Here is a 20,775-nt window from a genome sequence, read left to right as displayed (position 1 = left end):
GGCGGGCATCATGCGGACCCCTGGAACAGCGCGGTCACCGGGCCGGGCAGCTCGCCGAGGCGGTGACAGGCGACCAGATGGCCATCGCCGACGTCGTACGGCTGGGGGTCGAGCGCCTGGCAGGCGTGGGTGGCGGCCGGGCAGCGGGGTTCGAAGGCGCAGCCGGGCGGCAGCGCGCCGGGCCGCGGCGGCGAGCCGGCGATCACGGGCAGCCGCCGCTCCACGGCCTCCCGCCGCGGGAGGGACGCGATGAGCCCGCCGGTGTAGGGGGCACGCGGCTGCCGCAGCACCCGCTTGACCGGGCCGGATTCGACCTGCCGGCCCGCGTACATGACCAGGACCCGCTCGGCGTGCGCGGCCGCCACCGCCAGGTCGTGCGTGACCAGCAGCACGGCCAGCCCCGACTGTTCGCGCAGGTCCGCCAGCATGCGCAGGATCATGGCCTGGACGACGGGGTCCAGGGCGGTGGTCGGCTCGTCGGCGATGACGAGGGCGGGGTCGTTGACGGTGGCCATGGCGATCACCACGCGCTGGCGCATCCCGCCGGAGAACTCGTGCGGGTAGGCACGCGCCCGCCGCGCCGCGTCGGGGATGCCGACTCGCTCCAGGGCGGCCACCGCACACTCCCAGGCCGCTTTGCGGCTCAGCCGCCGCACGGACCGCGCGGCGAGCGCGAGCTGGTCGCCGACCGTATGGACGGGGCTGAGCACCGACAGCGCGTCCTGCGGCACGAAGGCGACGCGCCGCCCGCGTACCTGCCGGTAGCGGCGCTGCGGCGCGCCCGCCAATTCCAGCCCGTCCAGGCGTACGCTGCCGGAGACGCGCATGCCGGGCGGCACCAGTCCGAGGATCGCCCGCGCGGTGAGCGACTTGCCCGCGCCGGACTCACCGACGACCGCGAGCATCTCGCCGCGGGCCACGTCGAAGGACAGTCCCCGGACGATCTCCGCGGATGGCGCGGTGACGCGCAGGTCGCGTACGCGCAGCAACGGCTCGGTCATTCGGGGCGGCCCTCACGGTGCGTGGACAGGGAGACCGCCAGCGCGGCCAGCAGCAGGAGCATCGCGGCCGGGGCCAGCGCCGCCCACGGGGCGCGCTCGACGTACGGCAGCGACTCGGCCAGTGTCACTCCCCACTCGGGGGCGGGCGGCTGGGCGCCCAGGCCGAGGAAGCCGAGGGACGCCAGGGCCAGGGCGACGCCCGGCAGGCGCAGCACCGCGTGCCGGGCGAGCGGGCCGGCGACGGCGGGCAGGACATGGCGGGTGAGGATCCACGAGGGCGGGGAGCCGATGGCGCGCTGGGCAACCAGGTGGGCCGCCGCGCGGGTCTCGGAGACGAGGGCGGCCGCGTGGGCGGCGAGCACGGGCCAGGAGACCAGGGCGACCGCGACGGAGGCGCCCAGGGCGCCGGGACCCAGCGCCGCCGCGACCAGGATGCCGGCGATCACCGGCGGCACCGCGTTGGCGATCTCCGCGGCGCCCGAGGCCAGTCCCGGCAGGAAGCCGAGGCCCAAGGAGAGCACGTACGAGCCCACGCTGACCAGCGCCGCGACCCCCAGTGTGGCCGCCGCGCCGTGCCCGACCCTGGCCAGGACGTCCCGGCCCAGCGCGTCGGCGCCCAGCGGATGGTCCCAGCTCGGCCCGGCCAGCCGGGCGCCCACGTCGATGGCCAGCGGGTCGAGGAACAGGCCCCAGCAGACGGCCACCCCCAGCACGGCGGCGCAGGCGGCCGGGACCAGGCGGTGCGACCGGCCACCGCCGCCGGTCGCGGGCGCGGGCAGCGAGAGCGCGGCGTCGCGCAGCCCTGGACCGAGCATCCAGCGTCTGGCGGCCGTCGCCAGCATTCCGGCGAGCACGCCGAGGAGCACGAGGGCGAGCACCGCGCCCTGCAGCAGCGGGAGGTCCTGTGACTCCGCCGCGCCCAGCGCCGTCCTGCCGATGCCGGGCACCGCGAACACCGTCTCGACGGCGACCGCGCCTCCCGTCAATCCCACGGCCACCAGCCCGAACTGGGGCACGAGAGCGGGCAGCGCGCGGCGCAGCGCCGCCCGCGCGATGACGCCGGGCCGGCAACCGGCCGAGCGCCACAGCCCGACCCACGGCTCGGCGAACACCGCGGGCAGCGCGTCGTCCACCAACCGCCCCAAGATCCCGCCCGCCGGGATGCCCAGCGCGAGCGCGGGCAGCACCAGGTCCTGCGGGTTCTGCCAGCCGTACGGCGGCAGCCAGCCCAGCCACACCGACAGCGTCACCAGCAGCAGCGTCGCGATGAGGAACTCGGGCAGCGCGGCCAGCGCGGCCGCCGCGGCCCCCGTGCCACGGCGGTCGCGCAGGGTGCCGCGCGCGCCGCGTACCAGCGTCGGCGCGCACAGCAGGCACACCAGGGCCAGCGTCACGGTCAGCGCCGCGGCCATCAGCGTCAGCGAGACGCCGAGGCCGGCCAGGATCGAGGGCAGCACCGGGCTGCCGTCCACCCAGGAGCGGCCGAAGTCGCCGCGCAGGACGCCGCCCAGCCAGCCGCCGAACAGCGGCACGGGGCCGCCGTCCAGGCCCAGCTCGCGCCGGATGGCCGCGAGGACCTCCGGCGTCGGCTCCTGCTCGGCCGAGCGGGCGCGCAACAGCGACAGGGCCGCGTCCCGGCCGGACAGCCAGGGCAGCAGCCCGACCACGACGATGAGCGCGGTGACCGCGACGGTGCGCGAGAGCAGCACGCCGGCGCGCTCGCGCAGCGGTGGGGCGATCATTTCAGCCGGGTGCCGGCGGTGATCAGGAGCCGCTCGCGCGGGTCCTTCGCCGAGCCTGTCACCGTGGTGGCATCGCCCTGGATGACGCGCTCGTGCAGCATCGGGATCGCGGCGTCGGTACGCAGGATCGCGGCCTCCGCTTCGAGGATCGCCGCGCGCCTGGCGGGGCCGGCATCCGTCGCCGCGGCCTTCTTCACCGCCTTGTCGATGTCGTCGTCGCACAGCTTGGCGAGGTTGAAGGAGCCGTCGCAGGTGAAGTCGGCCTGCATGTACGCCACCGGGTCGCCCGAGTCCAGCATCGTCGCCCGGGAGAGGATGAACGCGTCGAACTTGCCGGCCAGCGCGTCCTCCTCGATGTGGGCGTATTCGCGGACGACGAGCTTGACCGCGAAGCCGGCGGTCTGCAGTTGCTGTTGCAGCACGGAGGCGACCTCGGGCAGCTCGGCCCGGTCGGAGTAGGTCGCCAGGGTGATCCCCGTGCCCTTGGCGGCCGCGGCGGGCGTGCGTTCGGTCAGGGGCTTGCGGCCCGCGGCGGCCCACGGGAGGGCGGGGCCCAGCAGGCCGGCCGCGAGGTCGGCGCGGCCCTCGTACACGCCGCTGACCAGTTGCCCGGCGTCGATGGCGGCGCGCGCGGCGGCGCGCAGGCCGGCGCTCTTGAAGGGGCCCGACGCGGTGTTCAGGTAGAGCGTGTTGGTGCGCGGCATCGGCACCTCGCTGATCGTCTCCTTCGCCAGCAGCGCGGCCTGGGAGACCGGCACCGCCTCGACGATGTGCGCCTCGCCGCTGCGGATGGCGGCGGCGCGGGCGGTGCCGTCCGGCACGAAGGAGACGTCGATGCCGGCGGCCTTGGCCTTCTCGCCCCAGTAGCCGTCGTAGCGATCGAGGGTGGCGGTCGTGGTGCCGTTGACCTTGGTCAGCTTGAAGGGTCCGGTGCCGGTGCCGACCGGATCGACCTTGCCGCCCGTGGCGTACGCGCGTTCGGCGAGGATCGACAGCTGCGGCGAGGACAGGCGGTGCGGCACCAGCGGATCGGGCTCGCCGGTGGTCACGATGAGCTTGCCGCCCTCGGCCGTGGCGGTCAGCTCGACGCCGTCGAGGATGCGCGGTTTGGGGGTGACCTGGCTCGCGCGGGTCAGCGCGCCCGCGGCGACCTGGGCGGTCAACGGGGTGCCGTCGTGGAAGGTCACGCCCTGGCGGATGGTGAACTCCCAGGCCCGTTCGGAGGTCCGGGACCACGCGGTGGCCAGCGCCGGTCGTGCGTCGCCCTTCTCGTCCAGGTTGACCAGGGTCTCGGCGGTGGACCAGCGCGACAGCTTGAAGGCGTCGTCGCTGAACGGGGACAGGCCCGAGCGCGGCGGCTGGAGCATCGCCACCTTGATCCGGCCACCTGTGGAGTCCGCGCTCTGTCCGCCCGCCGGGACAGAGCACGCGGCCAGCGAACACGTTGCCGCGAGGGCCAGGAAAAAGCTGCGGTTGCGCACGGTTTGTCCAGAGTTGAGGGGATCGGCGATCGAGAGAGTAGCATGAAAACCGTTTCCATGTTCAGATGGTGTCGGAGCCTGCCTGTGGGGAAGCGGATGAGCATGGCTGGAATAGCGCTACGCAGCATGGCTTTCAACGATTACGCGATGATCCCGCGCGAGCACTCCCACGAGGCCGGCGACGTCTCACCGCACCTGGAGTGGGCCGGCGTACCTGAAGGGGCGGCCGAGCTGGCGCTGCTCTGCGAGGATCCGGACGCCCCAGGCGGCACGTTCACCCACTGGCTGGTCGCCGGCATCCCGCCGGACACCACCGGGCTGGACGCCGGGGCCGAACTGAAGGGCTTCGCCGTCGGCCGCAACGACTTCGGCACTCAGGGGTACGGCGGGCCGCATCCGCCACCGGGTGACGAGCACCGCTACCTCTTCCGTCTCTACGCCCTGTCCGAGCCGACCGGCCTGACCGGCGGGTTCTCGGCAGCGGACCTCCAGCGCGCGCTCGACGAAAAGGTGCTGGCCTCCGGCACGCTGGTCGGCACCTACGCCCGGTGACCGCTGCGCCACCGGGCGAAACGCAGCACGGCGGCGCCGGCGAAGTAGCCGATCAGCGCCGCCGTCGACAGGCCGGCCGGGCCGTGGTCGCCCGGTCCCGCCAGCGCGATGCCGAGGAGCCCGGCCAGCACACCGGCCAGGCCCAGCAGGGTCAGGGCGCCCACCGCGTCACCCGGTCCAGGTCGCGGACCACTACGCCGCTCGATCGGCCCGAACACCATGACCAGCACACCCAGGATCAGGGCGAGCGCGACGAGCCAGGGCACGCGCAACAGCACCCACGCGGGCGATCCGGGCGGCGGGTCCGGCAGCAGCCCGGTCGGGTAAAGCGCCAGCGCGCCCAGCACGGCGGCGGTCATGTGCCACAGGTACAGCGTCATGATCACCGAGTTGACCGCCACGACGACGGTCCACGGGCGTAGCCGCCGCAGCCACCTCTCGGCCGCGTCGTGACTCGCCAGAGCCAGCCCTGTCTGCGTCAGGGCCAGTGCCAGCAGAGCCAGCGTGGGCGGCGAGGTGTTCTGGATCTCATCTCCCGCGAGCCCCACCATGCTGACCGGATAGGGGCCGGGCACGGTGAGCGCCACCAGGGCGATCAGCCCGGCGAGCGCCAGAGGCAGCCCGACGCTCCGCCGGGCCCGCAGGCGCCCGTCCTGCCAGGCGAAGCCGAGCTGATAGACGGCCAGCCAGGCGAGCAGGAAGTTGGCCGCGCCCAGCACGCGGAGCTCGGGAATGCCCAGCCCCAGCCGGGCGACGTCACCGAGGCCGACCAGCGCGGCCAGCACTGCCGGCACGGCCAGGCCGTACCGGCGATGCACGGCATGCGTCAGCGGGGTGAGGACCACCACGGCCAGGTAGGCCGCCAGGAACCACAGCGGGATCCCGGCCACCCACACCCCGGCGCCGATCATCGCGGGATCGGCGCCCAGCGCCCTGGCCAGGAGGGCCGTCCCCGCCAGCACGGCCAGCAGGGCGGTGGTGGGGCGGATGAGCCGGTCGGTACGGCCGAGCGTCCAGCTCATGGGGTTGCCGCCGCGCTCGCGGTGCGAGGACAGGGAGGCGGCGTTGGCGTACCCGCCGACCAGGAAGAAGACCGGCATGACCTGGAACAGCCAGGTCAGCGGGCGGGTCCACGGCACGAGCTCCAGCGCGCTGCCGCCGCGCAGGCCCCCGTCGTAGGTCACGTGCACCGCCAGCCAGTGGCCGGTGACCACGGCGCTGATCGCGACGGCGCGGAGCAGGTCGACGTGGCGATCCCGATGCGCCGGGGTCTGCTCGGCCAGCCGCCGCATCTCCCCCATCACGCTCCGCCGCACCGGTGCTCCGTCGCGCTATCGGCGGCCGTAGCCCGAGCCGTTGTGTCGCATGGCATCCTCTCTTCGTGGCCTCGCCGGTCGGCTCACCGCAGGTCCGCGACCAGCAGGTCGTCCTCCCAGGCGGCCGCCGTGCCGAGCGCCTGGCACGCGCTGATGAAGCGCCGGCCCAGCCAGGAGCGCTCTTCACCATCGGCCAGGACAGTGCGGCAGTAGTCGAGTTTGAGCGGCACGGCCCGCAGCCGTACCGGACCGAGCTCGTCGATGGTCACCAGGAACAGCAGCGACAGGTCGTTACGCAGGTCCGGGTCCACCGCGTAGTCGTCGAGGAAGTCGCCCATGTCGTACAGGACCGGCGGCGTCACACCGTGTGCGACGTGCGCGGAGTGGCCGGCGATCAGCGTCGCGCCCGCGTCGGCCAGGATCGTCGCCGCGGCGCGGATGTAGGGTTGCGGACCGGCCGTCATGTTGGGTCCCCAATGGGGGCTGACCAGCACGGCGTCGGTTTCCATCCGCATCCTGGCCACCGTGTCGGTCAGCCAGGGCGGGACGCCGGAGGGCAGGTCCGCGTAGGCCACACCGGGCCGGTCCGGCGTGGCCGCGTAGTCCTCCGGGTGGTCGGTCACGGAGATCACGGCGATGCGCAGCCCTCGTACGGCGAGGACGACCGGCTCGCGCGCCTGGTCCACGGTGGCGCCCGCACCCGCCGCGCGGATCTCCACGTGTTCCAGCCGGGCAAGGGTGTCCAGCAGCGCGTCATGGCCGTAGTCCAGCGCGTGGTTGTTGGCCAACATGACGCAGCGCACGCCGAGCTCGGCGAGCAGCTCCGCGGCCTGCGGCGGGGCGCGGAAATGGAAGATCTTGCCGGGCGCGGTCCACGGGCTGCCGCGGTCGGAGACGCAGCATTCGAGGTTCAGCAGTGTCGCGTCGGCCTCGGCGAGATACGCGCGGACACCGTCCGACAGGTACGCCTCCGGGTCGGCGGACTTCGCCAGCAGGTCGGCGACGCCACGGCCGAGCATCGTGTCACCCGCCAGCGCGAGCGTGACAGTCACGAGAGTCCCCTGCCTCGCAATGACGTGCTCAAACGCGCCCGCGACCCCAGCGCGCCCCCCTGGCCGATGCGCTGGGCCGCGGGGCGCCCATACATACCTGACAGGCGGCGATGAAACCGGCGTCTCCCCAGCTCACGGGCAGGGCCGGCACCCGCGGCGGCGGGCCGGGCGGGGGTCGCGTCAGGCGGGCGTTCCCGGTAATCTAGGCGCGGCGCCGTCCTGCGCCCGACCTTCTGACCGCGCGCCCACGCCGCGCGGCTGTGCGAAGGCTGAGGGGATCGATGTCCTCGGGGCGCCGCCTCGATCGTGCCGGTTCTCTCTGGACGGCGGGCCGTGCAGCCGGAGCGTGGGTCCTTGCGCGGGGCCGCCTCGGGAGTCAGTCACCATGACCGAGCACAAGCATCTCAAGCGCCGCGTCCGCGACCGCATGGCCAGGACGGGCGAGTCCTACACCACCGCCCTGCGCCACGTCACCGCCCGCGCCGCGCACCACCACGAGTCCGCGCTGCTGCGCGATGTCCTGGGCGGCGGCCACTCCTAGGCCATGCTGCTCGGGCTCGGCGGCGGCATCGGGTTCATGTACTCCGTCTTCGAGTACGAAGGGCACGCCCCGATGCTGACCATCGTGGCCCAGGCGCACCCCGAGCCGATGATCCCGCGGGCCCTGGAACGCGCCGGCATCCCGCACGAGATCCGGCGGACCGGCTCGGCGAAGGTCGCCGAGCGCAACCTGCGCGCCGCCCTCGACGCCGGACATCGGCCCATCTGCACCGTCGCCCGCCACTCCCTGCCGTGGCGGCCCTCCCTGCCGTTCCCCGACCCCGTGGACGTCGCGGTGACCCGCATCGCCGGCGACACCGTGCACGTCCACGACGACCAGCCCGGCGAGCTGCCGCTGGCCGGTTTCCTGGCGGCCTGGTCGGCGCTGAAGAAGGCCAAGCACCAGCTCATCGAGGTCACCGGCGCCGCGGCCGGGCCGCCCGATGTGGCCGGGGCCATCAGGGACACCGCGGCCAAGCTGACCGGGCCGGTGCTGGGCAACGCCTTCGACGTCAACTTCGGGCTCTCGGGCATGCGCAAGCTGGCCGCCCAGCTCGCCGACACCACCGGCAAGCAGGGCTGGACCCGCCGGTTCCCCGACCGGGACCCCGTGCTCGACCGGCTGCACGACTGCCTGGAGGTCGAATACACCGCCCCCGGCGCCACCCGCCCGCTCTACGCCGGCTTCCTGTCCGAGACCGGCCACGGCGCGGCCGCCGCCGTCTACCGGGAGGCAGGCAGGCAGTGGTCAGGGGTGGCCGCGGCCGCCGCCGGGCGGGCGTCGTTCGCGGAGCTGGCCGAGCTGGTGGCGCAGGTCGTACAGACCGAAGAACGTGGTGTGGAGCTGCTGCGGCGGGCGTAGCGGAGGTCTCCGCGACACCTGCCCATGATCCGCCATCTGGGGGGTAGGGGCTCCCCTTGAAGGTCCGTCAATACTTCTCGGGGAGGCATCAATGAGCACACCCGGAATCGGCAAGAGGGTCCAGGATGTGATGCACCAAGGGGCCGAGTGCATCGGCGAGCGCGACAGCCTGCGCAGGGCCGCGCAGATGATGCGTGACCTGTCCGTCGGCGCGCTGCCGATCTGCGGGGACGACGACCGGCTCAAGGGCATCATCACCGACCGGGACATCGTGATCAAGTGCTGCGCCGAGGGCAAGGACCTCGAGCGCACCACGGCAGGCGAGCTCGCCCACGGTCTCGTGTGGGTGGAGGCGAGCAGCAGCGTCGAAGAGGCACTCCAGAAGATGGAGCAACACCAGATCAAGCGGCTTCCCGTGATCGACAACCACCGGATCGTGGGCATGGTCAGTGAAGCCGACCTGGCGAAGGAACTGCCCGACAACAAGCTCGCAGAGTTCGTCCACCGGGTCTACGCACCCTCCTGACCCGAGCATCGTCCGACCGCACGGGGCCCCGGCCGGGGCCCCGTCTCATGCCCGGTACGTACGGCCCTCGACGCCCCACTCTCGGATAGCAGCACGCGGTGCCCGCGCGAGCAGGCCGGCAATCCGGCGGGACGATAGCGCGGGGAGTTCATCGCCCCGACGCCGACCAGGCCAAGCCTGACGGCGGGCATCGACGTTCCGGCGCCTGCGCGCGGGGTAGGCGGCCTCAGAGGGGTGACCGTGATGGTGCAACTGGTCGAGGAACGGCCGTACCGGTGGCGGATCGAACCCGAGGGGGCGATGCGGGTGCCCGGGGTGGTGTTCGCCACCCGGGAGCTGCTGCCCGACCTGTCGGCGGACCAGGCGCTGGCCCAGGTCGCGGCGGTGGCCACGCTGCCCGGCATCGTCGAGGCCGCGTACGCGATGCCCGACATGCACTGGGGCTACGGGTTCCCGATCGGCGGCGTGGCGGCCACCGACGTCGAGGCGGGCGGCGTGGTCTCGCCCGGCGGGGTGGGCTTCGACATCTCCTGCGGCGTCCGCCTGCTGCTCGCCGACCTGCACGTCGACGCGCTGCGACCGCGTCTGACCACGCTGATGGACGCTCTGGACGCGGCGATCCCGCGCGGCATGAGCAAGGGCGCGGTGTGGCGGCTGCGCGACCAGTCCGAGCTGGCGGAGATCCTGGCGGGCGGCGCCCGGTACGCCGTCGAGCGCGGCCACGGCGAGCCGGGCGACCTGGCGCGCTGCGAGGACCGTGGGGCCGTCGCCGACGCCGACCCCGCCGCGATCGGCACCCGGGCGCGCGAGCGCGGCCTGCAGCAGGTCGGCAGCCTGGGCTCGGGCAACCACTTCCTGGAGGTCGAGGCCGTGGCCGAGGTCTACGACGAGGCGATCGCGCAGGCGTACGGGCTGTGGCCGGGCCGGGTGTGCGTCATGATCCACACCGGGTCGCGCGGGCTGGGCCACCAGATCTGCACCGACTTCGTACGGCGCATGGAGTCGGCCATGACCCGGTACGGCATCAGCGTGCCGGACCGGCAGCTCGCCTGCGCGCCGGTCACCTCTGAGGAGGGCCAGGCGTATCTCGCGGCGATGGCGGCCGCCGCCAACTACGGCCGGGCCAACCGGCAACTGCTCGGCCAGGCCGCCCGCCGCGCCTTCGAGCGGGCCATCGGACAGGGCGAGCTGAGCCTGCTGTACGACGTGTCGCACAACCTCGCCAAGCTGGAAACCCACCAGGTGGGCGGCCGGTCCCGGCGCCTGTGCGTGCACCGCAAGGGCGCCACGCTCGCGTTGCCGCCGGGCCACGAGGACCTGCCGGCCGACCTGCGCGCGGTGGGGCAGCCGGTGCTGGTGCCCGGCTCGATGGGGGTGGGCTCGTACGTGCTGGCCGGGGTGCCGGACGCGCCCGCCTTCGCCTCGGCCTGCCACGGAGCCGGTCGCCGGCTGAGCCGCCACCAGGCCGTCAAGACCACCAGGGCCAGCATGTTGCGGGCGGAGCTGGCGCACGCCGGGATCGCGGTCCGCGGCGCCTCGGCGCGCGGGCTGACCGAGGAGACGCCGCAGGCGTACAAGGATTTGGACGCGGTGGTCGAGGCATGTGTCCAGGCGGGCCTGGCCCGCAAGGTGGCCAAGCTCACCCCGGTGGGCGTGGTCAAGGGCTAGACGTCCACCACGATGTGCGCCTGCCACATCCCGTCAATCCGTCCGAACCGCAGCTTGTGCACGGATACCGCCTTGGGCATCGCGCCGATCTGCTCCACCGTCTCCACCGGGACCGTGGCGAGCCGTACCTCCACTCGCTCCACCGGGAATTCCGTCGGCTCGTCGGTCGACACGTCCACGGCCAGCCGGCCGGACACCTCGATCTGGTAGATCACCTCTTGCAGCACCGCGACGAGCACCTCTTCGTCGCTCTCCTCGGTCACCACGAACGTCACGCAGTCGTCGGGCCGCGCCCCCTCGACGTCGGCGAAGGTCTCCACCAGGCCCCGCACCGCCTCCGCCAGGCAGCCCTCCCGGCTGTCGGCCCATGCCTCCACCGCGATGTCGGCGGTGTGCGGCACCGCGCGGTGACCACCTCTGCTCATACGGCCACTCCAGCAGCTAGCCGGGCCGCCGGGAATCCTGGCACCTTCAAGAGTTGCCCTCCTTTCCACCTGCCGCGGGTCAGTCGACGGTCCACGCCAGGTCGTCGCGTGCCGTCAGCGCGGCCTCCGCCTCGGACAGGGGCATGGCCAGCGGCATCGGATAGGTGGTCCGCACCCGGGACAGCTCGCGGTGCGCGCGGGCGAAGACGGCGAAATCGCGGGGGTACGCGCGGGGGTCGACGCCGGCGAAGACCCCGATCTTCCGCGCCCTCTCCAGCGCCTCCTGCCACGCGCTGATCGGAGCGCTCCCCGGCGACTCCACCCCGTGCGAGAAGAGGGTCAGGCGGATCTCGTCGTACGGGTCCACCTGGTCGAGGTACGCCAGCAGCGCCCGGCGCGACTGCTCGGCGTTGAAGACCATCCAGAACGGCACCGATCCGGTCCGCATCGTCCACCACGGCTCCAGCAGCACGAACGACTCCACCAGCAGCCGGTCGCCCGGGATGCCGCGCCGGCCGTACCAGGACTTGTAGAGGTCGGCCACCGCCGGGCTGAGGGCCTCCGGGTCGGCGAAGCGCAGCCGGGCCACCCGGGGGGCCGCCTGCCGCAGGTCGTCCATCAGCTCGGGCTCGAATCCCCACTCCGCCTCCGGGCTGTCGCCGTCCGGCTCGGGGGCGTCCCAGTGGCGATAGGGCGATCCGTGCGCCGCCAGGTAGCGGGCGATCTCCGGGGTGCCCTGGCGGTACTCGTCGGGGGTGAGACCGCCGATCGCGCCGTGCTGGAAGACGTACCGGTCGGCGATGCGGGTCGTCGGCCAGCGCAGCGTGCAGTCGGCGACGACCAGCGTGCCGCCGGGGGCCAGGCACTCCCGCAGGAACCGCTGGTAGGCAGGCGGCAGCCGGCGCCACTTGATCCGGAAATAGGACATTCCCGCGATCATCAGGCGGTCCTGGTTCGCGTCGTGCATGTGGTGCAGGATCAGGCCCGGGTTGGCGGCGAGCATGGCCTCACCGGCCGGGCGGCTCAGGCGCAGGCTGTCCCGGGGCGCGTCGGGGTGGCCGCCGCGCTGGCGTACCGGGACGAGGAGGGTCTGGGGAAGCCACGGCGCGCCGAGCGCCGCGGCCAGGTGCACGAGCGCGCCCGACGCCGAGCCGACGAACACCACCGGATAGCGACGGCGCGGGTAGTGCCCGACGATCCACTCCGCGAGCCGGTCGGAGCGCAGCGCGGCCAGCTTCGCGGGCGCGCTCGCCTCGCTCCATCCGGTCAGCGCGTACGCACGCTCGGCCACGCGGCGCGGCAGCCGGTTGGCCGCCGCCAGCGCCCCGCACACGGTCGGCTCCACGGCGGCGGGAAGCTGCCCCAGCATGGGAACGTCACGTCCGCGCAGGTAGCGGGAGAGCGCACGCAGCATGCCGGTGGCCGAGTCGAAGGAGGCGACGTATTCAGCCATCGGCCGCGAACCCCCTGATGATCGGCGCCAGAGCCGCGGGATCACGGAACGGGATCATGTGCGGCGCCCCCGGCACGACGACCAGCCGGGCTAACGGCGTCCTGCGGGTGACCTCCTCGGCCCAGTCCTGCGGCACCATCCTGTCGAACTCGCCCCTGACCACGAGTGTGGGCACGGCGACGTGCGGCAGTTTGTCCTCCACGCGGTCGCGCATCGCCGCGCGGAAGCTGGCCAGGACCTGCCGCAGCCCCGCGTCCCGGTAGTCGGCGGCGTTGAGCGGCGTCATGCGCGGATCCTCCCGCACGGAGTTGCGCAGCCATCTGATGATCTGTCGCGACCAGGACCGCGCCATCGGATCGACCGTGGGCCCGATCAGCACGAGCGAGCGCACCCGTTCCGGGTAACGCACCGCCACGTCCACGGCGATCTGGCAGCCGAAAGAGGAGCCCGCCATGCAGACGGGTGGCAGACCCGCGGCCTCCAGCCAGTCAGCCAGCGCGTCGGCGAGCGCGGGCAGGCCGAGCGGGTAGGGCGGCTTGGTGCTCTGCCCGAATCCCGGCAGGTCCACGGTCCAGGCCGGCACGTGCTCCCCGAGCGCCGCGACCAGCGGCCGCAGTTCCCTGCTCGACACGCCGGCCCCATGTACGCAGACCACGGGCGGGGTACGGTCCGCACTCGGCGGGACGCGCCGCCATCCGGTCACCTCCCATTCGCCGACCTTGACCGTCCGCCGTTCGAGTCGTGTGCGTTCCATCCGATCACTCCTATGGGTGCACATGCACAGGTGCCCGTATGAACGACGTGAAACCCCCGAGTTCTACGGCGTTGCGGTGACCCCGCAGGAGCGCCGGGCTCGGCCGCGGGCGCGGGCTGGATCAGCGCGGCGGTTGCGCATGGTGGGGCGGTTGGGACACATGGTGATGGTCTGCACCAGAATGGAGGAATGGCATACCCTCCGCAGCCTCCGCAGCCTCACCCGCAAGGACCGTGGGGCCCGCAGGCGCAAGGAGCACCGCAGGGACCCGGCCAGCCGGGGTACGGCCCCCCAACGGGACCTCCGCAACCCGGGTACGGCCCGCCGCCGGGACAGACACCTCCGCAACCGGGTTACGGTCCCGCCCCTGGGCCGACGACCCCACAGCCCGGCTACGGCCCGCCGCCCGGCGAGGGCGCCGGACCGTACGGACCGCAGAACCCGCACGGACCGCAGAACCCGTACGGACCACAGAGCCCGCAGGGACCACCGAACCCGCACGGACCGCAGAACCCGTACGGGGCGCAGAACCCGCACGCTCCCGGCAACCCGTATCAGTCGCCACCGGCGCAGTACAGGCCGCCCGCCAAGCGCAGCAACGGCCTGATCATCGGATTGGCGATCGCCTTGGCCGTGGTCCTCCTGGGCGGCGGCGGGGTGGGCGCGTACGTCTACCTCAGCTCCTCCGGACCGGCGCCGAACATCGCCCTGCCGAGCACCGTCCCGACCGTCCCCGCGACGCCGCCGCAGTCCGACCCCCCGTCGGACCCGCCGTCGGACCCGCCGTCGGACCCGCCGGCCTCCGAGCCCGCCGAGCCGCCGACGACGCCTACCGAGACCCCGCCCACCTCGAAGGAGGCCGACGCGGGATCGCCGATCACGCACGCCGAGTTCGACGACTGGGACTTCCGCCTGGGCGGCGTCAAGTTCAAGGCCGACAAGGTCGCCGGCTGGACGTACGGCACCTGCGACCCGGTGGACGGCATGGGCGTGCTGGCCAAGAACAAGTGCGAGCGCGCCGTCCAGGTCGCCTACACCGCCTACAGCGGGCATCTCAAGGCGGTACAGATCACGATGTCCTTCCCCAGCGACAAGGCCGCCAAGACGACCGCGGCGCGGCTGGCGAAGCTCTCCTCGGACGCTGTGACGTGGCGCAAGGACAAGGCCCACAGCACGTACGCGTACGGGAAGATCCGCTCGGGCGCGTCCAAGAAGTACGTGGTCGTCACGATCGTCACCGCGGACAAGTCGGCCAAGGCCAGGGCCGCGACGTTCCACGCGTACCTGCAGTCCGACCTCGCGGGTTACTTCATCACGCGCGATCTGACGATCACCAGCTGAAGCGCGGGGCGCGCCATCGACCACAGCGGGGCGGGCCGGCCGGGAAATCCCCAGGCACCGGCCCGCCACGCGTTCCGCCTGCTCAGCCGATGCTGAAGTGCCCGTTGAAGCCCGCGCTCGTCACCCCGCCGAAGAGCGCCCCCACGGTGCACTGCCCGCCGCCCTTGAGCAGGCTCGTGTCGAACTCGCCGGTGAACTGCCGGCCGGTGAACGCGCCGCTGGTCACGATGCCGGACACCCTCGCGGTGTTGAGCACCGTCTCGTCGATCGTGATGTGGGCCGTGCTGGTCTGCTTCCTGCCGTTCATGGTCCAGTCGATGGTGGCCGTGCCGCTGCCCGTGCCGAAGTGGCTGGCCACGCAGCTCAGGTTCACGTGGTTGAAGCTCGCGGTGATGCGGGCGGAGGTGATCCCCATGCCGCTGTGGTCGACGCAGCCGCGGTGGTCGCCCTGGTAGGTGACGATCTGGGACTGGGCGACCATCTGCACGCCGGGGGTGAAGTGGGTCTCCCCGGAGGCCGCGCAGGCGATCGAGTCGGCGGCGTACGCGGCCTGCGGGGTGGCGAGGAACAGGGAGGACATCCCGAGCGCGGCGAGGGCGGGCAGAGCTTTGGCGAGAGGTGACATGGAGCTGCTCCTTTCGAGGACAGGACAAGGCAACGGCGGACGAAATGGCGGCCGCCGCCGCCCTCCAGTGAGAGGTTCTCGATCAATGGACGCTACGAGCCGTAGCGCAAAGATCGCCCAAAGCGCCTGTTCGTGGCGGTCAAGATGTCATGCCGCGCCGCAGCGGGATCCACAGCGTCTCGCGCCTGACTCGACCCGCTAAGTCAGCAATCCCCGCTGCCGCGCCGCGGCGGCCGCCTGGGTGCGGGTGGAGACCTCCAGCTTGCCCAGGATGTTGGACACGTGCACGCTCACCGTCTTGTGCGCGATGAACAGCCGCTCCGCGATCTCCCGATTCGTCAGCCCCTCCGCGACCAGCCGCAGCACCTCGACCTCGCGAGCCGTCAACCCGCCGCCCGGCCCGCCGCCGCCTGGTCCGCCGCCGCCGAAGCGGGCCCGCCGCCCGAACTCCAGCAGCGCGTTCTCCAGCGGCGCCGCCCGCAGCTTGCCCGCCGCCTCCCTGGCGAGCTCCCACTCCGCCTGCGCCGCCTCCCGGTCGCCGGCCACGAGCAGGGCCTCGGCCAATCGCCACCGGGTCCGCGCGACCTCGTAGACGAAGCCGAAGTCGAACGCCGACACCACCCGCCGCCACAGCTCCACGTCATGACGCCCGTGGACGCGCTGCCACTCGGCCTCGGCCCGCAGGGCCCACGCCCGCCCTTCGGGCCCCAGGTGCCCGCCCTCGCCGGTGAAGCCGTGCTCGATCGCGAAACGGGCACGGGACAGCAGGTCGTCGGCGCCCTCGGTGGTGCCGAGCTCGGCCAGGGCCCACAGCCCGACGGTGGCGAGCCGCAGGATGCCCGCCTCCCCCGGGATCAGCGTGGCCATGACCGCGCGAACGTGCTCAAGGGCCGTGGCCGGGTCGCCCTGCCAGAGGGCGTGCTCGGCGGCCAGGCCCCTGGACATGTAGGAGGCCAGCTCGTCCGACCAGAACGGCCGCAGCCAGCCGAGCCGGCCCTCGACCGCCGGCAGGCCCCGCGCCACCTCGATGAACAGCGCGAACGACGACAGGGTCGCCTCGTGGAGGGTGCCGACCCGGGCGCCGAAGCTGCCGGCGACCGCCTCCGCCTGGTCCCACTCGCCCGCCACGTAGTGGATGAGGAAGCGCAGGAAGCGCAGGTCGGTGCCGTAGGTGCTCCACTTGAGCCCGGTCTCGAAGGCCATGCGGATGCCCTCGTCGGCCGCCTCGGCCGCCTCGGCCAGCAGCCCCTGGTCGTAGTGGATGCGGGCATGGTGGAAGCGGGCGCGCAGGTCCATGGCGAGGTCGCCGGTGTCCTGGGCGGAGGCGGTCTGGACCAGCTCGTGGGCCCTGGCCACGTCGCCCCGGTATTCCACGTGGGTGGCCAGCGTGAGGAGCGCGCCGACCTCGGCGTCCCTGGCGCCCGCGGCGCGGGCGGTTTCCAGTGCCCTGGTGGCGAGGGCCTCCACCTCCCGGTGGCGAGGGCTCCACAGCAGCGTGCGGGCGTGGGTGGCCAGTGCGCGGGCCCGCGTGGACTCGTCCTCCGCGCTCTGGACCGCGCGCTCGGCCGCCGCGATGGCGCCTGTCTGGTCGTCGGTCTCGTAGAGGTAGTACGCGAGCCGCTCGCAGACCTCGGACGTCGGCGACAGGGCCCGTAGCTGGACGACCGCCCGGTGGTTGTCGCCGCTGTCGGCCGCCATGACGGCGCTGCGGAAGGCCAGCCTGGCGCGGCTCTCCCCGGCCAGCTCCGCCGCGTTCTCCACGCGATCCCACAGGCCCAGTGCCTGGTCGTAGTGGCTGTGTGCCTCGGCGGGCGCGCCGAGCCGCTCGGCCAGCCGCCCCGCCTCCGCGGAGGCCGCCAGCGCGCCCGCCAGGTCGTGGCCGGCGAGGTAGTGGTGCGCCAGCTCGGCCGGGGACGTCAGGAGGCGGGCGAAGGCGGCGTGCAGCCGCGTGCGCTCGCCGGGCAGCAAATCGGTGTAGACGGCCTCCTGCAGCAGCGCGTGGCGGAAGGCGTAACCGTAACCGTCGACCCTGAGCAGCCCGCGCGAGACGATCTCCCGGACCGCCTCCTCGAACTCGGCGAGCGGCAGCCCCGACACCTCCCGCAGCAGCTCGTCCTCCACCCGCCGGCCGGCCACGGCGGCGGCCCGCAGCACGCGCTGCCCGGCCTCCGACAGCACCTCGACCCTGGACATCAGCAGGCTGGCCAGCCCGTCGGGCAGGCTGTCGCCCTCCGCCAGGGCCGCGAACAGCTCCTCCGCGTAGAACGGATTGCCGTCGGCCCGCGAGACGATCTCGCCCAGCTCCCGGGCGTCCACCGCACCCAAGGTGGCGACATAGTCCGACATATCCCCCGAGCCCAGCGGTCCCAGCTCGACGCCCGTCACGGTCGGCAGCCGCTTCAGCTCGGCCAGCACGGAGCGCAGCGGGTGGCGGCGGTGGAGATCGTCGGTGCGGTAGGTGCCGACGACGCAGACCTGCTCGGTCTGCACCATGCGGCTGAGGAAGACCAGCAGGTCGCGGGTGGAGCGGTCGGCCCAGTGCAGGTCCTCGATCACGAACAGCACCGGTTGCACGCCGGACAGCAGCCCCAGCAGCGAGCCGAACAGCCGCTGCTGGGTGAGCCCGGTCGAGGGCACGCTCTCCATGCCGGGAAGCAGCTGGCCCAGCATCGGATGCGCGGCGGCCGCCTCCCGCACGGCCGGCTCCGCGCCGCGCAGCGCGTCGGCCAGCGGCAGGTAGGGCAGCGCGTCGCCCAGCTCGGCGCACTGGCCGACCAGCACGTTGAAGCCGCGCTCGCGGGCCTGCGCGACCAGCTCGGCGACCAGCCGGGTCTTGCCGATGCCGGCGTCCCCGCCGACGAGCGCGACGCCGGCCGTGCCCTCGATGGCGGATCGCAGCACCCGCACGAGTCTGGCCAGCTCAGCAGCGCGCCCGACGAGAAGACCGTTCATGTCGGAAACTATGCCACGCCCCACTGACATCCATTGGTCCAGCAAACTAGGCCACAATTGGCCCTTATTGGCCTACCAAAGCCATCTTAAGCTGCTCTTTCGTGATCCCTCCAACGACTTTCGCCTTGTTCGTCGGCGCCTCGCTCGCCCTGGTCCTGATCCCCGGGCCGAACCACCTCTACATCACCACCAGAGGGCTCGCCCAGGGCAGGGCGGCGGGGCTGGCCAGCGCTTTCGGCGTGGAAGCCGGCACGCTCGTGCACATCGCCGCCGCCGCGGCGGGCCTGTCATACGTGATCTCGCAGTCCGCCACGCTGTTCGCGATCATCAAGTGGGCCGGCGTGGCGTACCTCGTCTACCTGGGGATCCGCGCGTTCACCGGCAAGCAGGAGGAGGGCGCGGCGCCGCCCCCGCAGCCGCTGGGCAAGGTCTTCCTCGAAGGCGTGCTGGTCAACGTGCTGAACCCGAAGGTGGCGCTGTTCTTCCTGGCGTTCCTGCCGCAGTTCGTGGACCCCGCCGCGGGCTCACCCGCGCTGCAAATCGCGCAGTTCGGCCTGACGCTGCTGCTCCTGGGACTGCTGTCGGACATCGTGTACGCGTGCACGGCCGGCGCCCTCGGCACCCGCCTCAACCGGCACGCCAAGACCCTGCGGTACGTCAGCGGCGTCGTCTACCTCGGCCTGGGAGTCGCCACGGCGTTCGCTGGGAGAAAATGACCCGTATGGCGCCGAGGAAGCAGCAGGAAATCTTCGATGCGACCCTGCGGCTGGTCGCGGAGAAGGGCTACGACGGGCTGACCGTCGAGGGGGTCGCCGAGCGCTCCGGCGTCAACAAGACGACGATCTACCGCTGGTGGCCGTCGAAGGGCGCGCTGCTGGGGGCGGCGCTGGTGGAGGCGGACGTGCTGGGGTTCGACCCGCCGGACACCGGGAGCCTGCGCGGTGACCTGGTGGCGCTCGTGGCGGGCGTCAAACGGCTTCTCACGGAGCCTCCGGGCAGCGACATCGCCGTCACCGCGCTCGCCGCCGCCGTCCGTCACCCCGAGCTGGACGCGCGCCACTTCTTCGCCGACCGCTTCGCCCGGGAACGCGAGATCTTCGAACGGGCGGTACGGCGCGGAGAGCTGAAGGAGTCGGTCGACCCGATGCTGATCGTCGACCTACTGGCCGGGGCCGTGTGGGTGCGAGCGGTGTTCAGGGGCCTGCCCGTCACGGACGACTTCGCCGACGAGGCGGTCGCCGCGCTCCTCGACGGCATCTGACCCCGCTCCACAGAGCCCGGCGCTACAGAGCTTCCGACAGCGCCGCAGGGATGCGGTCGAGCACCGGGTGCGGCACCAGCCCGTACGCGTAGAAGTCCACCGCCAGCGCCCCCGCCGCCTTCGCCCCCCGGGCCTTGGCCACCAGCCGGTCCGTCGAGTCGCTGTCGGGGTGTCCAGGCCGCAGCACCGCCCGCACCTCCCGATCCTTGCCCACAGACCGCAGGTAGGCCCCCACGTCGTCGGCCACCCGAGCCGCGTCACGCGCATAGGCCAGCACCCCGAACGCCGGCACCAGATCCCCCAGGGCCACCAGGTCGACCCCGAGCTGCCAGGCGTCGTGGGCGGCGAGGCCGGGTGTGGGCAGCCCGTCGGCGTACCCCTTGACGGCCCCGGTGGCGTCGATGAACACCAGCTTGGAGCCCTCCTCGGCGACCGCCGACGCCACTTCCGACACCAGCGTCGTGACGGTCTCGGACCTGGCCCGGGCGTAGGCCACGACGTCGGGCCCGGCATAGGCGGTCAGCGCCGCCCGGGTGACCTCGCCCTGCGCGGGTGCGTCGCCGTCGAACACCCGCCCCACGATCCCGGCGCACTCCTCCCGCGCCACCTCCGCGTTCACGCCCAGGTCGGTGGCCCGGCGCAGGCAGTAGTCGCAGAAGCAGAGCCCGAACAGGTAGGCGTCCATCGGCCCGAGCGGCACGAACGAGCGCTGCGCCTGGAGCGGCTGGAAGTGCAGCGACTCGGCCACCACGCTGTCGACCCCCAGCCTGGCCACCGCTCTGGCCAGCGCGACGGCGTATTCGCGCACATCCGGATGCGCCGGGCACAGGTCGGCCGGCGAGCCGCGGTCGCCGAAGCAGTCGCGTACCGTCACATCCGGATGTTCCATGCCGATCGTGGCGTTGCGCAGGAAGACCGTCCATCCGTGGAGCTTCATGGATCGCTTCGCACAGGCGTCCCGAAGCCCGTCGAACGCATCCAGATAGCCGGGAACCGGCGCCAGCCGCAGCCCGGCGAACAGGTCGGCCGGCGGGGCGAAGTGCGCCCCGTCGTGCCGGACGGTCAGCCTGGACAGCCCGTGCGGGGTGACATCGCGGGAGGCGTGGTGCACGGCTCCGACGGTGATGCCGCCTGCGCCGTACTCGCTGAGCCTGTCGAGCACCCGCTCGACGCCCTCGCCGCGCAGGTCCTCGACGAAGACGTAAACCGAACTGTCCACATGCC

General features: G+C 73.0%; 19 protein-coding genes. 8 read left to right on the top strand and 11 right to left on the bottom strand.

Features of this window, described 5'->3' with window-relative positions; all coding sequences use genetic code 11:
- Window positions 1-8: 8 nt before the first annotated feature.
- The 3 genes from ACTMTI_RS02900 to ACTMTI_RS02890 are packed head-to-tail and all read right to left on the bottom strand — an operon-like array spanning window position 9 to window position 4,110.
- Complete coding sequence (locus ACTMTI_RS02900; RefSeq protein WP_441118002.1) at window positions 9-1,001, bottom strand: ABC transporter ATP-binding protein; 993 nt, start codon at window positions 999-1,001, stop codon at window positions 9-11.
- Window positions 998-2,743 (bottom strand): ABC transporter permease subunit, encoded by a 1,746-nt coding sequence (locus ACTMTI_RS02895; protein WP_441118001.1) that lies wholly within the window; start codon window positions 2,741-2,743, stop codon window positions 998-1,000. The genes ACTMTI_RS02900 and ACTMTI_RS02895 overlap by 4 nt, the downstream gene beginning before the upstream one ends.
- Complete coding sequence (locus ACTMTI_RS02890; RefSeq protein ID WP_441118000.1) at window positions 2,740-4,110, bottom strand: ABC transporter substrate-binding protein; 1,371 nt, start codon at window positions 4,108-4,110, stop codon at window positions 2,740-2,742. The genes ACTMTI_RS02895 and ACTMTI_RS02890 overlap by 4 nt, the downstream gene beginning before the upstream one ends.
- Window positions 4,111-4,350: 240 nt before the next feature.
- On the opposite strand from ACTMTI_RS02890, the gene ACTMTI_RS02885 reads away from it, so the two are divergent.
- Window positions 4,351-4,776: a YbhB/YbcL family Raf kinase inhibitor-like protein gene (locus ACTMTI_RS02885; RefSeq protein ID WP_441117999.1), complete on the top strand. Its 426-nt coding sequence runs from the start codon at window positions 4,351-4,353 to the stop codon at window positions 4,774-4,776.
- Here ACTMTI_RS02885 and ACTMTI_RS02880 read toward each other — a convergent pair.
- The gene (locus ACTMTI_RS02880) at window positions 4,764-6,092 is read right to left on the bottom strand and encodes an acyltransferase family protein (RefSeq protein ID WP_441117998.1); all 1,329 of its coding nucleotides are present in this window, start codon (window positions 6,090-6,092) and stop codon (window positions 4,764-4,766) included. The genes ACTMTI_RS02885 and ACTMTI_RS02880 overlap by 13 nt on opposite strands.
- Before the next feature lie 83 nt (window positions 6,093-6,175).
- Window positions 6,176-7,144 carry a CapA family protein gene (locus tag ACTMTI_RS02875; RefSeq protein WP_441117997.1) on the bottom strand — a complete coding sequence of 323 codons (969 nt, stop codon included), beginning with the start codon at window positions 7,142-7,144 and terminating at the stop codon, window positions 6,176-6,178.
- Between the two features lie 385 nt (window positions 7,145-7,529).
- Here ACTMTI_RS02875 and ACTMTI_RS02870 point away from each other — a divergent pair, with 385 nt between their 5' ends.
- The 4 genes from ACTMTI_RS02870 (at window position 7,530) to ACTMTI_RS02855 (ending at window position 10,740) form a co-directional block, all read left to right on the top strand.
- Entirely contained in the window at window positions 7,530-7,685 is a 156-nt protein-coding gene (locus ACTMTI_RS02870) for a hypothetical protein (protein ID WP_441117996.1), read from the top strand.
- Between the two features lie 3 nt (window positions 7,686-7,688).
- Window positions 7,689-8,546: a BtrH N-terminal domain-containing protein gene (locus ACTMTI_RS02865; protein WP_441117995.1), complete on the top strand. Its 858-nt coding sequence runs from the start codon at window positions 7,689-7,691 to the stop codon at window positions 8,544-8,546.
- A gap of 91 nt (window positions 8,547-8,637) precedes the next feature.
- A complete protein-coding gene (locus tag ACTMTI_RS02860; RefSeq protein WP_441117994.1) occupies window positions 8,638-9,072 on the top strand; it encodes a CBS domain-containing protein in 435 nt (144 codons plus the stop codon).
- 243 nt (window positions 9,073-9,315) lie between these two features.
- Window positions 9,316-10,740: an RtcB family protein gene (locus tag ACTMTI_RS02855; RefSeq protein WP_441118146.1), complete on the top strand. Its 1,425-nt coding sequence runs from the start codon at window positions 9,316-9,318 to the stop codon at window positions 10,738-10,740.
- Here ACTMTI_RS02855 and ACTMTI_RS02850 read toward each other — a convergent pair.
- The 3 genes from ACTMTI_RS02850 to ACTMTI_RS02840 form a co-directional block, all read right to left on the bottom strand.
- Window positions 10,737-11,165 carry an archease gene (locus ACTMTI_RS02850; RefSeq protein WP_441117993.1) on the bottom strand — a complete coding sequence of 143 codons (429 nt, stop codon included), beginning with the start codon at window positions 11,163-11,165 and terminating at the stop codon, window positions 10,737-10,739. The genes ACTMTI_RS02855 and ACTMTI_RS02850 overlap by 4 nt on opposite strands.
- Before the next feature lie 79 nt (window positions 11,166-11,244).
- A complete protein-coding gene (locus tag ACTMTI_RS02845) occupies window positions 11,245-12,618 on the bottom strand; it encodes a hypothetical protein (protein ID WP_441117992.1) in 1,374 nt (457 codons plus the stop codon).
- Entirely contained in the window at window positions 12,611-13,372 is a 762-nt protein-coding gene (locus tag ACTMTI_RS02840) for an alpha/beta fold hydrolase (protein ID WP_441117991.1), read from the bottom strand. The genes ACTMTI_RS02845 and ACTMTI_RS02840 overlap by 8 nt, the downstream gene beginning before the upstream one ends.
- Window positions 13,373-13,561: 189 nt before the next feature.
- On the opposite strand from ACTMTI_RS02840, the gene ACTMTI_RS02835 reads away from it, so the two are divergent.
- On the top strand, window positions 13,562-14,713 hold the full coding sequence (locus ACTMTI_RS02835; RefSeq protein WP_441117990.1) for a hypothetical protein: 1,152 nt from the start codon (window positions 13,562-13,564) through the stop codon (window positions 14,711-14,713).
- 82 nt (window positions 14,714-14,795) lie between these two features.
- Here ACTMTI_RS02835 and ACTMTI_RS02830 read toward each other — a convergent pair whose 3' ends face one another.
- On the bottom strand, window positions 14,796-15,338 hold the full coding sequence (locus tag ACTMTI_RS02830) for a hypothetical protein (protein WP_441117989.1): 543 nt from the start codon (window positions 15,336-15,338) through the stop codon (window positions 14,796-14,798).
- Between the two features lie 198 nt (window positions 15,339-15,536).
- Window positions 15,537-18,290, bottom strand: coding sequence for an ATP-binding protein (locus tag ACTMTI_RS02825; protein WP_441117988.1), 2,754 nt, complete (start codon window positions 18,288-18,290; stop codon window positions 15,537-15,539).
- A gap of 101 nt (window positions 18,291-18,391) precedes the next feature.
- Between ACTMTI_RS02825 and ACTMTI_RS02820 the strand changes: the two genes are divergently transcribed.
- Window positions 18,392-19,006 (top strand): LysE family translocator, encoded by a 615-nt coding sequence (locus ACTMTI_RS02820; protein ID WP_441117987.1) that lies wholly within the window; start codon window positions 18,392-18,394, stop codon window positions 19,004-19,006.
- Between the two features lie 5 nt (window positions 19,007-19,011).
- Window positions 19,012-19,551 (top strand): TetR/AcrR family transcriptional regulator, encoded by a 540-nt coding sequence (locus tag ACTMTI_RS02815; RefSeq protein WP_441117986.1) that lies wholly within the window; start codon window positions 19,012-19,014, stop codon window positions 19,549-19,551.
- Window positions 19,552-19,573: 22 nt separating this feature from the next.
- On the opposite strand, the gene ACTMTI_RS02810 is transcribed toward ACTMTI_RS02815, so the two are convergent.
- Entirely contained in the window at window positions 19,574-20,770 is a 1,197-nt protein-coding gene (locus tag ACTMTI_RS02810) for a hypothetical protein (RefSeq protein WP_441117985.1), read from the bottom strand.
- Window positions 20,771-20,775: the final 5 nt, after the last annotated feature.

It is taken from the genome of Nonomuraea sp. H19 (assembly GCF_052068215.1).
Lineage (GTDB): Bacteria > Actinomycetota > Actinomycetes > Streptosporangiales > Streptosporangiaceae > Nonomuraea.
This window is presented reverse-complemented; position numbering and strand designations above follow the sequence as displayed.